Origin of the sequence: Rhodococcus sovatensis (genome assembly GCF_037327425.1) — a bacterium.
Classification (GTDB): domain Bacteria; phylum Actinomycetota; class Actinomycetes; order Mycobacteriales; family Mycobacteriaceae; genus Rhodococcoides; species Rhodococcoides sovatense.
Genome location: NZ_CP147846.1, coordinates 2,269,180 through 2,282,143 on the forward strand (window position 1 = coordinate 2,269,180; position 12,964 = coordinate 2,282,143).

13 protein-coding genes are annotated in these 12,964 nt (G+C 63.9%); 7 read left to right on the plus strand and 6 right to left on the minus strand.

The features are described from left to right. Positions 1–17: 17 nt before the first annotated feature. Complete coding sequence (locus WDS16_RS10535) at positions 18–470, plus strand: ribosomal protein L7/L12 (protein WP_338892570.1); 453 nt, start codon at positions 18–20, stop codon at positions 468–470. After that, positions 467–997, plus strand: a complete 531-nt coding sequence (locus WDS16_RS10540; RefSeq protein ID WP_338892572.1) for a GNAT family N-acetyltransferase — start codon at positions 467–469, stop codon at positions 995–997. The genes WDS16_RS10535 and WDS16_RS10540 overlap by 4 nt, the downstream gene beginning before the upstream one ends. A 9-nt stretch (positions 998–1,006) precedes the next feature. On the opposite strand, the gene zapE is transcribed toward WDS16_RS10540, so the two are convergent. Continuing rightward, on the minus strand, positions 1,007–2,023 hold the full coding sequence (zapE, locus tag WDS16_RS10545) for a cell division protein ZapE (protein ID WP_338892574.1): 1,017 nt from the start codon (positions 2,021–2,023) through the stop codon (positions 1,007–1,009). A 34-nt stretch (positions 2,024–2,057) separates the two neighbouring features. On the opposite strand from zapE, the gene WDS16_RS10550 reads away from it, so the two are divergent. The 5 genes from WDS16_RS10550 to WDS16_RS10570 all read left to right on the plus strand — a co-directional run bounded on the left by WDS16_RS10550 (position 2,058) and on the right by WDS16_RS10570 (position 6,736). Next, positions 2,058–2,849: a pyrimidine reductase family protein gene (locus tag WDS16_RS10550; protein ID WP_338892576.1), complete on the plus strand. Its 792-nt coding sequence runs from the start codon at positions 2,058–2,060 to the stop codon at positions 2,847–2,849. Between the two features lie 59 nt (positions 2,850–2,908). Then, the gene (locus WDS16_RS10555; protein ID WP_338893333.1) at positions 2,909–4,471 is read left to right on the plus strand and encodes an alpha/beta hydrolase; all 1,563 of its coding nucleotides are present in this window, start codon (positions 2,909–2,911) and stop codon (positions 4,469–4,471) included. Between the two features lie 45 nt (positions 4,472–4,516). Then, a complete protein-coding gene (locus tag WDS16_RS10560) occupies positions 4,517–5,764 on the plus strand; it encodes a glycosyltransferase family 87 protein (RefSeq protein ID WP_338892578.1) in 1,248 nt (415 codons plus the stop codon). A gap of 18 nt (positions 5,765–5,782) precedes the next feature. Next, positions 5,783–6,211, plus strand: coding sequence for a peptide-methionine (R)-S-oxide reductase MsrB (gene msrB, locus WDS16_RS10565; RefSeq protein WP_338892580.1), 429 nt, complete (start codon positions 5,783–5,785; stop codon positions 6,209–6,211). A 66-nt stretch (positions 6,212–6,277) separates the two neighbouring features. Then, on the plus strand, positions 6,278–6,736 hold the full coding sequence (locus WDS16_RS10570; RefSeq protein WP_338892581.1) for a MaoC family dehydratase: 459 nt from the start codon (positions 6,278–6,280) through the stop codon (positions 6,734–6,736). On the opposite strand, the gene WDS16_RS10575 is transcribed toward WDS16_RS10570, so the two are convergent. The 5 genes from WDS16_RS10575 to hemE are packed head-to-tail and all read right to left on the minus strand — an operon-like array spanning position 6,733 to position 12,859. Then, positions 6,733–9,018, minus strand: a complete 2,286-nt coding sequence (locus WDS16_RS10575) for a molybdopterin-dependent oxidoreductase (RefSeq protein ID WP_338893334.1) — start codon at positions 9,016–9,018, stop codon at positions 6,733–6,735. The genes WDS16_RS10570 and WDS16_RS10575 overlap by 4 nt on opposite strands. Positions 9,019–9,053: 35 nt before the next feature. After that, the gene (locus WDS16_RS10580) at positions 9,054–9,740 is read right to left on the minus strand and encodes an HAD family hydrolase (RefSeq protein WP_338892583.1); all 687 of its coding nucleotides are present in this window, start codon (positions 9,738–9,740) and stop codon (positions 9,054–9,056) included. Next, entirely contained in the window at positions 9,737–10,432 is a 696-nt protein-coding gene (hemQ, locus tag WDS16_RS10585; protein WP_338892586.1) for a hydrogen peroxide-dependent heme synthase, read from the minus strand. Before hemQ ends, WDS16_RS10580 begins: the two co-directional genes overlap by 4 nt. 4 nt (positions 10,433–10,436) lie before the next feature. Then, positions 10,437–11,798, minus strand: coding sequence for a protoporphyrinogen oxidase (locus WDS16_RS10590; protein ID WP_338892588.1), 1,362 nt, complete (start codon positions 11,796–11,798; stop codon positions 10,437–10,439). Continuing rightward, positions 11,795–12,859: a uroporphyrinogen decarboxylase gene (hemE, locus tag WDS16_RS10595; RefSeq protein WP_338892589.1), complete on the minus strand. Its 1,065-nt coding sequence runs from the start codon at positions 12,857–12,859 to the stop codon at positions 11,795–11,797. Before hemE ends, WDS16_RS10590 begins: the two co-directional genes overlap by 4 nt. Positions 12,860–12,964 lie beyond the last annotated feature (105 nt).

A 12,964-nucleotide genomic window follows, 5' to 3' on the forward strand; every position in this document is an offset into this window, starting at 1 on the left:
AGTGTTCTACTTATGCCATGCCCACCTGGGGATGGTTCATCGTCGCGCTGGTCCTCATCGACACTGCGGTTCTCGCTGCCTGGTTCCTCGCGCGCAAGAGCCCGCGTAAGACTCCAACGGCCACAGCGCAGCTCATGCTCGCCGGCCTGGACAGCACTGCACGCGAAGAGATCTATCGGCTTGTGGGAGAGAAGAAGAAGATCCACGCGATCAAGCTCTTCCGCGAACGCACCGGTTCCGGGCTCGAGGAAGCCAAGAACATCGTGGAGTCGGTGGAGCGAGGCAATCCACTCCCCTCACCCGCTGCTTTCACGAACACCGCAGGGCTCGATACCGGCGAATGGGAGGACATCATTCCGAAGTTGCGAGCGCTGAAGAACGAAGGGAAGGCGATCGCCGCGATCAAGCTCCTACGCGCGCGGACCGGATTCTCACTCCGCGAAGCCAAGGAAGCGGTTGACCGGCTGTGACTATCTCCGTCGGACCGGCCGGAATCTGGGAGACCGAACAATTGGCGGACGTCGCGGCCGTGACGTTTCCGCTCGCCTGCCCTCCGGGGTCGACGCGTGAATCGATCGAGGCATTCATCGACGACGTGCTCTCCCACGAGAAGTTCGGCGAATACCTGAACGATCCCGATCGCACCATACTTGCTGCGCGAGAGGATGATTCGATCGTCGGCTACGCGATGCTCATCCACGGCGAGCCAACCGACCCCGACATCGCGCACGCTCTCACGAAGTCACCGACCATCGAGCTGTCCAAGCTGTACGTCTTGCCCGGACACCATGGTCGCGAAGTATCCGCGGAACTGATGTCCTCGGTCCTGTCCCTCGCTTCAGGCGCCGGATGTGCCGGAGTATGGCTCGGTGTGAACCAACAGAACCTCCGGGCCCAACGCTTTTATGCAAAGCAGGGTTTCGTGAAGGTCGGCACCAAGACCTTCGCACTCGGCAACGACATCCAAGACGACTTCGTCATGGAGCGGTCCTTGTAATCGGGTGCGTCAGCCGACCGCAGCAAACCGAGACAGGGCGAGCAGTCGGGAGGTCGCGCGGAGGTACTTCTTCCGGTAGCCACCCGCCAGCATCTCCTCGGTGAAGATCTCGTCGAGCTTCGCACCGGACGAGGTCACCGGGATGCTGGCGTCGTACAACCGGTCTGCGAGAACAACGAGTCGCAGGGCGACGGCCTGATCCGCGGCCGGGTGCACGTTCTTCCAGAACACGGCCTCGACACCGTCGAGGAGCTTCCCGTATCGGGACGGATGCAGCGTGCTCAGGTGCGCCAGCAGCTCGTCGAAATCGTCGAGAGTTGCGCCGTCGATCTGGCCTGCGCGCTCGATCAACTCGTCTTCGGACGTCGGGTCGGGGGCGGGCGGCAGGTCGCGGTGACGGTAGTCGGGTCCGTCGACGCGAATCGATTCGAAAATGGAACCGAGCTTCTTGATTTCCCGCATGAAGTCTTCGGCCGCGAACCGTCCCTCGCCGAGCTGGCCGGGCAGCGTGTTCGAGGTCGCGACGATGGAAACGCCGCGTGCAGACAACTCCGAGAGCAGGCGTGAGACGAGCATCGTGTCGCCCGGATCGTCCAACTCGAACTCGTCGATGCACAGCACGCTGTGGTTCGACAGCTCGTCCAGCGCCTTGTTGAAGCCCAGTGCGCCGACGACGTGCGTCAGCTCCACGAACGTGCCGAACGCTTTGGGCTCGGGAACGCTGTGGAAGATCGATGCAAGAAGGTGTGTCTTTCCGACGCCGAATCCACCGTCGAGGTACAAGCCGAGGCCGGTTGCGGGGGCCTTCTTGCCGAACAGCCCACGCTTGCCGCCCTTGCCGCGGATCTTGGCAACCTTCTGCGAGAACTCCTCGGCCTTCTTCACCGCCTCGGCCTGGCTCGGCTCGTTGGGGTCGGGAATGTACGAGGAGAAGCTGACGTCGTCGAACATGGCCGGCGGCACCATCTGCGCGATCAGTTGGTCGGATGGAACGACTGGATTTCGATCGACAAGACGTTCAGGCATTGGATCAGCCTAACGACGTGGTGTTATCTACTTTATGCAGCTACTGGATATTGCGACCTACTTCACATCGGAAAGTGATGTGGCACGCGTAGCGAAAGGCCCGCTCGCGGACGCCGACCTCTCGCGTCTGTACGCGTACCCGCCACGTCCGAGGCGGCCCTGGATCCGAGTGAACTTCGTCGCCAGCATCGACGGCGCGGTCACCGCGGACGGCGTTTCCGCTGGTCTCGGCACTCCTGCCGACAAAGCCGTGTTCGCAGTACTGCGCACGTTGGCGGACGCAGTACTCGTCGGCGCGGGCACGGTGCGTGCCGAGAACTATGGCGGCGTGAGCTTGTCGGCCGCGACTCGCAGTGAGCGAGCCTCACTCGGTATGACCGACGTTCCTCCGCTCGTCGTGGTTACCGCGTCGGCGAATCTCGATCCGGAGTCGCGGATATTCACCGACTCCGACGTTCCTCCGATCGTCCTCACCACCTCGTCCGCACCTGCCGAGGCACGACGCAGGTTGGCGGACGCGGGTGCTCGCGTGGTGGAGACGGACGGCAACACGGTGACGACCGAATCCATCCTGTCGACCCTGGACGATCTGGGTCTCCATCGGATTCTCTGCGAGGGCGGACCAGGCATCTTCGGCCAGCTTCTTGCCGACGATGCCGTCGACGATGTCTGCATCACGACGTCACCTGTTCTGGTCGCGGGATCTGCCGGGCGGATCTCGCACTCCGCGTCAGCCTCGGTTCGTCGAATGACCCGCGCGCACGTTCTCGCGGACGACGACGGGACCCTGCTGACCAGGTGGGTCAAACACCGCAGCGACGCGTAGGCCCCGGAGCGGTAGGTGCCCGGCCGCGACCGCGCAGAAGTAGATAGCCTCGCAACGTGATGCAGAATCGATCGTTGCTCGTGTCCATCGTGTGCCTGTCGCTGCTGACAGCGGCGTGCGGCGCCGGACCGTCCAGCCGACCCGATGTCGCCGTCCTGCAGAACTCCCCTGGTCAGCCGGAGAACACCGAACCCGCTGATACCGAACCTGCAATCCCGCCGCTGCAAGTTCCCGTCACGGATCTGCCGTGGCGTGACTGCACGACCGAGACACTCGACAGGTACGACTTCACTCCGCGGACGCCAGGTCTGATCCTCGAGTGCGCAGACTTCGAGGCTCCGGTCGATGCGTCGGGACAGATGTTCGGGTCGTTCTCGGTGGGAACGATGCGCGCACGGCTCGACCGCACACCTGCGGACGCCGCCCCGATGGTTCTGACTTCAGGGTCGGATCGTTCTTCTATCGAAACGCTCACCGACATGGCGGCAGGCCAAGGGGCGACGTTCCTTGCGGCCCACCCGATCGTCGCGATCGATCGTCGCGGGATCGGACGATCCGCAGCAGTCGACTGCACCAAGTCCGATGCCCGCGCGGCACTGGCCGACCTCGGACAATTCGAGAGGACCGGCGGTGACTCGGTCGACAGAGCGGTCACCGCCGGTCGTGATGCCACCATCGAATGCACGGACCTGCTGCAACCACAGGAACTCGCGTTCGCGTCGTCGTACGCTGCGGACGACCTGGAGCAACTACGCATCGGGTGGGGCGTCGACGCCCTGGGGATCATCGGCACCGGAAACGGAGCGACGACAGCGCTCGCCTACGCCGCGCAGCATCCCGATCGAGTGGCGCGACTGATTCTGGACTCACCGAACGGACTCGGCATCGACCAGATGACCGCGGCCGAACAGAAAACCCAGGGTCGAGAAGCAGCGTTCACGGCCTTCTCCGGGCGGTGCGTAGCGCTCGACTGCTCGCTCGGTGACGATCCACGAGCAGCTGTTGCCGATCTCGTCGCGCAGTCGGCCGCCGGCACGCTCGCGCCCGTATCGACGCATGGCCTGCTCAATGGCATTGCCTACGCGCTGACTTCATCGACCGGAGATCCGTCGCAGCGCGCCCTCGAACTCGCCGACACTTTGTCGTCGGCACGATCCGGCAACACCGCCGCGCTCCAGGAACTTGCGTCGAGAGCATCCGATGCCTACGGAACCGACGGTCAATTCGTCGCACGGTGCACCGACGGCCAACAGTGGCCGTCACCTCAGGCTGTGCGCGACGTAGGTACGTCCTGGGCGCAGTTGTACCCGATCTTCGGAATCGATGCGGCCCTGGCCGCGCTGACATGCTCGTCGTGGCCGACGGCGCCTGCGGCGCCACTCCCCTCCACGGTGCCTATTCCTGTTCTGCTTCTCAGCGGCGCAGCAGACTCGGTGGTCGGTAACGCCGGTTTCGCGAGCGTCACCGGAATCGTCGCTGCCACTGGGGCGCGTTCCTCCGCGATGACATGGCAGGGGGCCGGTCACCCTGCACTGGGCGGCTCACAGTGCATCCAGTCTGCGGCGGTCACCTATGCTCAGGACGGCACACTGCCGCCGGACGGTAGCGTCTGCCCGGCCTGAGGGTGTCTCGGTGATCGGTGACCGGGGTCAAGGTACCGTTCCCGGGTGTCACTTAGCTTTCTCGAGCCGCGGAACGGCCGGTCCACCGCTGACGTAGTCAAATTCGCGCTGTGGCCACTGGCCATCATGACGGTGATCAACAGGGTTGTGATCAAGGCAGTCAACGGCGATATCACCAATGACTTCAACCCCGTGTACAACGCGGCGCTGGCATTCCTCAACCGCCAGCCCGTCTACACGGCCAACTTCGATTCTGTCGATCCGCACTACCTGTACCAGCCGAGCGCGACGATGCTGCTCTCGCCGCTTGCCGTCATCGATCCGGAACGGTCACGTTGGCTGTTCATCATCGCCAGCACCGTCGCGATTCTTGTCGCTCTGTACATCCTGCTCAGAATCTTCGGTTTTCGTCTCGATTCGGTTGCCGCCCCGGCCCTTCTGCTGGCGGCCTTCGTCAGCGAGACGGTGACGAACACCCTCGTCTTCACCAATTTCAACGGCTTCGTGTTGCTGGGCGAGGTCGCGTTCATCGGATTCCTGTTGCAGCGAAAGGACTTGTCCGCGGGCGTCGCGATGGGGCTGACACTCGCTATCAAGCCCATGCTCGCTCCGCTGCTGCTGTTGCCGTTGATGACCAGACAGTGGAAGGTATTCGTCACCTCGATTGCTGTGCCCGTGGTGATGATGGCGATCGCGTGGCCACTCTCCGTCGACCCGATGGACTTCATCGATCGCACACTGCCGTACCTACTGCAGACGCGTGACTACTTCAACAGTGCCGTTGTCGGGAACGGCCTCTACTATGGCATTCCCGATCTGTTGCTCCTCGCAATACGCGTCGTACTGGGCGTCATGGTTCTCGTGTCGTTGTGGCTGCTCTACCGGTACTGCCGCGAGGATCGACTCTTCTTCTTCGCCACAGCATCGGGACTGATTCTGACTGCTCACTGGCTACTCGGATCACTCGGCCAGATGTACTACTCGATGATGCTGTTCCCGCTGCTCATGACAGTTGTACTGAAGAATTCGTTGATTCGGAACTGGCCTGCGTGGCTCGCCATCTATGGGTTCATGAATGCCGATCGATGGCTGTCCGGACGTTTCGTCGAAACAGGACGCGCCCTGGATTACATGCGGACCACCTTCGGGTGGAGTCTCCTCATCATCGTCATCTTCGCTGTGCTCATCGGCCGCTACGTGGCGGCGCGCAAAGATGGTCGCCTCGACGACGGAATCGAACCGGACTACCTGCTCGAAGACTCTCGAGCTGCGAAGACGACGAAGACCGGCTGATCGTATTAGCGTGGAGGCATGAGTTCAGCGACTGACAAGAATCCTGCCCCCGCCGTCCAGCACACCGACGCGGAGTGGCGCGAGAAGCTGACGCCCGAGGAGTTCGCCGTCCTCCGTGAGGCAGGCACCGAACGCCCGTTCGTCGGCGAATACACCGACACCAAGACCGATGGCGTCTACGAGTGCCGTGCGTGCGGCGCCGAGTTGTTCCGCAGTACCGAGAAGTTCGAGTCGCACTGCGGCTGGCCGTCGTTCTTCGATCCGGCAGACAGCGATGCGGTAATCCTGAACGAGGACACCTCGCTCGGAATGCGACGGGTAGAAGTGATCTGCAAGAACTGCCACAGCCACCTGGGACACGTCTTCGAGGGCGAGGGTTACCCGACGCCGACGGATCAGAGATATTGCATCAACTCGATCTCGCTGGTCCTCAAGCCTGCTGAGTAGCACCTCTGGGTGTAGTTGCGTCGGGCGGTGACTCAGGACACTCCGGTGCGGCGCATAATCGAAACCATGCGCACCTTCACGTCAGCAGAGCAACTGAAAGCAGCCGTCGGCGAGGACCTCGGCACGAGTGACTGGCTCCAGATCACGCAGGAGCGGGTCAACACGTTCGCCGACGCCACCGGGGATCACCAGTGGATCCACGTGGACGTCGAGCGTGCGAAGAAGGAAAGCCCGTTCGGTGCTCCCATCGCCCACGGATTCCTGACTCTGTCGTTGGTATCGATGTTGAACTGGCAGATCTACACCATCGAGAACACCAAGCTCGGAATCAACTACGGCTCCAACAAGGTCCGATTCATCAATCCGGTCAAGGTCGGTTCGCACGTCCGCCTGCAGACCACCTTGACCTCGGTCGAGGACGCGTCGGGCGGCGCCCTCCAGGTCGTCGCCGCATGCACGCTCGAGATCGAAGGCGAGGACAAGCCGGCTTTGGTGGCCGAGATCATCAGCCGAATCGTGTTCTAGCCGACCGACCTAACGGTCATCGTGGGCGGATCGAACGCAGTGATCGGCGGGAGTGCCTCGTCGTAGCGTTCGATCTGCACCAGCACGTGTTGCCCCGTGGATCCCTGAGACAGCGACGACGCGCCGACGTCGGGTGTCAATACGTTCGGATTGCCGTGCTTGCACAGAGAATTGGTGTCGGCTGGATCCAGCGGGTCGTACCAGGCGCCGGTGGACAGTTGGACGACGTCGTCGAGCATCCCGTCATCGACGACTACCCCCGCCAGGCATGCGCCTCGATCGTTGAACACCCTGACCACGTCACCGTCGGTGACCCCGCGCGCCGCAGCCGCCACCGAGTGCATTCGGATGGGCTCACGACCCTGCACTTTCGACGCCTGACTTGTGGCGCCGTGATCGAGCTGACTGTGCAGTCGAGTGCGAGGTTGGTTCGCGATGAGGTGCAGCGGGAAGTGCTGTGCACGTCCGCCGTTGAGCCATTCCACCGGTTCGAACCATGCCGGGTGGCCGATGCAATCCTGGTAACCGAAGCCGTCGATGACCTCGGAGAAGATCTCGATGCGTCCGCTCGGCGTGCGTAAGGCGTTGCTTACAGGATCTTCTCGATAGTCCGCGAACAACGTCAGGTCCTCTTCGGTGGCCATTCGCACCGAACCCGCTCGCCAGAACTCGTCGAACTCGGGGGTCTCGACGTTCGCCGATCTCAAGTAGCCGCGCCACTGGTCGTACAGATGCTCGATCCACTCCCCCGACGTCCGGCCCTCGGTGAAACCGTCGGCGACTCCCATCTTCCGAGCCACCACAGCGAAGGTGTCGTAGTCGTCGCGAGAGTCCGCATAGCGCGGGACAGCCTGCTGCATCGCCACCAACAGTGGATCGTTTCGAGTGCAGCTGAGGTCGTTTCGTTCGAGCGATGTGGTCGAAGGTACGACGATGTCCGCGTGCTTGGCCATCGGCGTCCAATACGGATCGTGCACGACGATGGTGTCCGGCCGCCCGAATGCGCGTCGAAGCCGGCCCAGATCTTGGTGGTGATGGAACGGATTCCCGCCGGCCCAGTGGACCAACTTGATGTCCGGATACGTCATCCGTCGACCGTTGTAGTCGAACTCGGTACCCGGTCCGAGCAACATGTCTGCGATAGCGGCGACCGGAATGTGCGCGGTGATCGGATTGAGCCCCTGTGGAAGGGTCGGCAACGGATACGGCACCGGCCCGAGCCCTGGCTCGTTCATCGACCCGTAACCGTGCCCGAATCCCCCACCGGGAATGCCGATCTGGCCCAGCATCGACGCGAGCGTAATCCCCATCCACGGAGCCTGTTCCCCGCTCTTCACACGTTGCAGTGACCACGTCACCGTGATCAACGTTCTACGCGACGCCATCGATCTGGCCAGATCGACGATGGCTTCGGCGGCGATACCGGACTTCGCAGACGCCCACTCCGGAGTCTTCGGTATGCCATCGGAGGCACCGAGCAGGTACCGCTCGAACGTGTCGTAACCGGTGGTGTACTTGTCGAGAAAGTTTGTGTCGTGCAGATTTTCGACAGCCAGCACGTAGGCGAGCCCCAACATCACGGCGACATCGGAGCCCGGGACGGGAGCAAGCCACGTCGCGGCGCCGTGCATGTCGTCACGGAGCGGACTGACGGACACGATTTCGCCGCCGCGCGCCCGAAGCGCGTCGAGCGCTGATTCTGTCGGATGATCGGATGTACCACCGTGATTGACGCTGGTGTTCTTGGCCGGCACACCTCCGAACGCGACGAGCAGGTCGGTCTCGGCCGCGATGACCTTCCAGGACGTGGAGCGCGAGAACATCTTCCAGTGTGCGCCGACGACGTGCGGCATGATGACGCCGGTAGCGCCGGTGGAATAGCTGTTGACCGACCGCGTGTATCCGCCGAGACAGTTGAGGAAGCGGTGGACCTGGCTCTGCGCGTGATGGAATCGGCCTGCGCTCGCCCATCCGTACGAGCCACCATAGATCGCTTCGTTGCCGTGACGGTCGATGACTCGTCGGAGTTCACCGGCCAGCAGATCCGTCAGTTCGTCCCACGTCACGGCCACGTAGTCGTCGTTGCCGCGCCGATCGGTCGGCCCGGGCCCGTTCTCCAGCCACCCACGACGCACCGACGGTCCGGTGATGCGGGAGCGATGCTTGACCGACCCCGGCACGTTTCCCAGAGCCGGCGACGGGCTCGAATCGCCCGCGTGGGGGCGAATGTCGACTACTTCCCCGTCGGCGGCCGAGGCACTGTACATGCCCCAGTGCGCCATATGCTGGGTGTGCCGACCGGGACCTGCGTCGCGGCTCACCGCGTGATTCCGCTGAGCTCCAGTGCCTCGAGCAACGCAGTGGGCCGCTCAGGGGTCGGGATCGGGTCGACGAGCGCGAACGAGCAACCGATGGCCCGCGCAGCACCGTCGGCTTCCTCGCTGTCGCCGACCATCAGGGTCCGACTCGCCTCGACGCCGAGCTTGTCGACCGCATAGCGAAAGATCTCGAGCTGAGGTTTGACGAACCCGACCTCGTAGGACAGTACGAATTCCGATATCAGATCGGTGACACCGAGGCGCTCGAATGCCGGTCGGATGTCGAATGCGATGTTGCTCAGCACCGCGACCGGGATCGATGCTGACGCAAGCACCTTCAGCACCTCGGCTGTATCCGGATATGGCGTCCAGCAGAACGGGTCGATGACCCTGCCGTAGACGGACTCCGCGTGGTCTTGGTTGTCCAGACCGGATTCACGGAGAACGTGCAAGTACGCCTGCCGGTGCAGCGCGGGATCGAGGTCTCGGTTCCGCCATGCATGCCGGGTGACATCGTCGAACTCGACGACCTCACCGACCGGCGCAGTCATCCGGCGCATCAACTCGGCCGCGTGGTGACCGTCCACCGCCGTGCCGTCGGAATGCGTTACCCCGTCGAACCACGAGTCGTCCTCGTCGAGTCGAAACAGGGTTCCGGAGAAGTCGAAGATGACCGCATCCATCATGGCAGGGCGGCCACGAGAGCTTCGACGTCGACGCGAGGACCGGTGAAGAACGGTGTCTCCTCGCGCACGTGACGGCGAGCTTCGGTCGCACGGAGATCACGCATCAAGTCCACGATCCGGTCCAGCTCAGGCGCTTCGAACGCCAAGATCCACTCGTAGTCACCGAGCGCGAAGGACGGGACGGTGTTTGCCCGCACGTCCTTGTAGCCGCGAGCTGCCATGCCGTGATCTGCGAGCATCGTGCGCCGCTCGTCTTCCGGCAAGAGGTACCACTCGATGGAGCGGACGAACGGGTAGACGCAGATGTAGTCGCCCGGATCCTCGCCCGCGATGAAGGCCGGCACGTGGCTCTTGTTGAACTCGGCCGGGCGGTGCAGTGCCGAATTGCTCCACACGGGCGTGCTGGCCCTGCCGAGGGCAGTGGTGCGCCGAAAATCCGAATACGTCGCTTGCAGGTCTTCGATGCGCTCGGCGTGCGTCCACACCATGAAATCGGCATCGGCCCGCAAGCCCGCCACGTCGTAGACGCCGCGTACTGCGACACCCTTGTCCTCTTGGCTCTCGAAGAAAACGCGTGCTTCCTTGGCTGCGTCGGCACGGTCGTCGCCCAGAACGCCTGGGGTGACCTTGTACACCGAGAACATCAGGTAGCGGAGAGTCGAATTGAGCGCAGAGTAGTCGAGGCGTGCCATGCCCCTATCGTGCCACCTCGCACACTGCAGCGGCTGCTCTGGTCGCCGAAGCGACGCAGGCGGGCACTCCGACGCCGTGGCTCCAGGCGCCCGCCACCGCGACGCCGGGGACGTCACGCACCGCACACTCGATCTCGGCGACGCGATCGAGGTGCCCGGGGGCGTACTGAGGAAGGCCTCCATGCCACCGCTGCACGACGGTCGCCGTCGGGGTGACGTCGAGCCCGGTGACAGTCCCTAGATCGCGCACCGCTGTCCGAACGAGTTCCGTATCGCTCAGGCCCAGGGGACTGTCGTCTCCGAATCGTCCGAGGGATGCGCGCAGCAGAACGGAGTCTCGGTCGGCGAGGTGAGTCCACTTTCGGCTGGAGAGCGTGAAGGCTTTCACCGACAGGCCCGCGTCGGTGGCCACGAGAACTCCCGAGTTGTCCGGCAACTCCACGTCGCTGGGCAACGCCATGCCCACCACGACGGAAGATGCGAGCTCGATGTCGGCGGCCGCGTCTGCCGCGTCGGGTACCGTGTCGGCCAGAATCGCCGACAACGCGGGGGCCGGCACCGCGAGAACGACGAGGTCCACGTGACCGATCGGATCGACACGCCACCCTTTCCGCTCGCCGCAGATCGACTCGACTCGCGCACCCAACACGATCCGTGCTCCGGCCGCCGCGATCAAGGCGTCGACGAGCACCCCGTAGCCGCCGCGGAGCGCTCCGAATACCGGCTCCGAACTCGGGGGTGGGAGCGCGCTCGCCACGGCGGACGACAGGCTCGTCGCCCCTGCGTCGAGGGCTGCCGCGAGCGTCGGAAGCGCGGCGCGTACTCCGATCGAATCGGACAGGCCCGAGTAGACACCTCCGAGTAGTGGATCCACCGACCGACGCAGAACCTGCTCACCGAATCGACCACCCACCAGTTGGGCGACGCTGACATCGATGCTCGGGTCCCAGTCGAATGCGGTCTCGGCCTCGACGGCGATCTGCTGCAGCGTCGCCGCATCGACGAGCCCTTCGATCGACTGGGCACCGGCTGGGATGCCCATCAACGTTCCGGCCGGCATCGCGTGCAGCTCGCCCGAAGAGTAGATCAACGGTCGTTTGCCTGCTGGATGCACGAGTTGATCGGCGATCCCCAACTCGGCCATGAGAGCGGGTACTTCCGGCCTACGGCCGATGAACGCTTCGGCTCCGACGTCGAGCGGACCACCCGCAAGGTCGACGGTCCGCAGGGTGCCGCCGAGCCGATCCGACTCCTCGACGACGGTGATCTGCGCCTCGGGTCCCAGCTCGGTTCGCAGTCGGTAGGCGGCCACGAGCCCGGTGATTCCGCCTCCGACGACGGCTGCCCGTGGCACTGCCCGCGTCACAGGGAATGCACCAACTCCACGACTCGAGTGAGCACGTCTGGATCGGTGTCAGGGAGCACGCCATGACCGAGGTTGAACACGTGTCCTACTGCCCCCGCCTCGATGGCTCGGTCGGCCTCGGCCACGATACGTCGGACTTCGCTCTCGACGGCGTCCCATCCGGCGAACAGGACGGCGGGATCGAGGTTGCCCTGCAGTGCCTTACCCGGCCCGACGCGCTCCACGGCGACATCCAGCGGAATTCGCCAATCGACCCCGACGACGTCGGCACCTGCGTCGCCCATGGCGCCGAGCAATTCTCCGGTGCCGACGCCGAAGTGGATCTTCGGTACTCCGGCTTCTCGCACCGCGTCGAATACTTTGGTCGAGTGTGGCAGGACGAACTCACGGTAGTCGGCCAGCGACAACGCGCCTGCCCACGAGTCGAAGAGTTGCAGTGCGTCGATTCCCGCAGCAAGCTGGCTCTGCAGAAACGTGATCGTCGTATCGGCCAGGGTGTCGAGCAGTGTGTGCCAAGTGTTTGGATCCGAGCGCATCAGAGCTTTCGTCTTCTCATGATTGCGACTCGGACCGCCCTCGACGAGGTACGACGCCAGCGTGAACGGTGCGCCGGCGAAACCGATCAGCGCTGTCTCCCCCAGCTCCTTGGTCAGAATGCCGATCGCATCGGCCACCGGGGCCACCTGCTCGGCGTCGAGACGCGGAAGAGCCGCGACGTCGGCGGCGGACCGCACGGGATTGGCCACCACCGGACCGGTTCCGGTGACGATGTCCAGATCGATACCGGCGGCCTTGAGCGGCACCACGATATCGGAGAACAGAATTGCAGCATCGACTCCGTGCCTGCGCACCGGCTGCAGCGTGATCTCAGCGACCAGGTCGGCATCGAAGCAAGAGTCGAGCATGCCGATGCCCGCCCTGATCTTCCGATACTCGGGCAGTGAACGACCGGCCTGCCGCATGAACCACACCGGACGCCGAGTCGGCACTCGGCCGGCTACAGCTGCGAGCAGCGGTGCGTCGGGAAGATGACGACGGGACGAAGGCGTATCGGTGTTCATCGTCGTCCATGCTGCCACGCGCCGTCCGCGCAGCCGCCACCGGAGATGTTCGTCGCCGCCTCTGCGCAGGTGTGATACCCGTTCGAAGGCATCCGACTCGGCGCG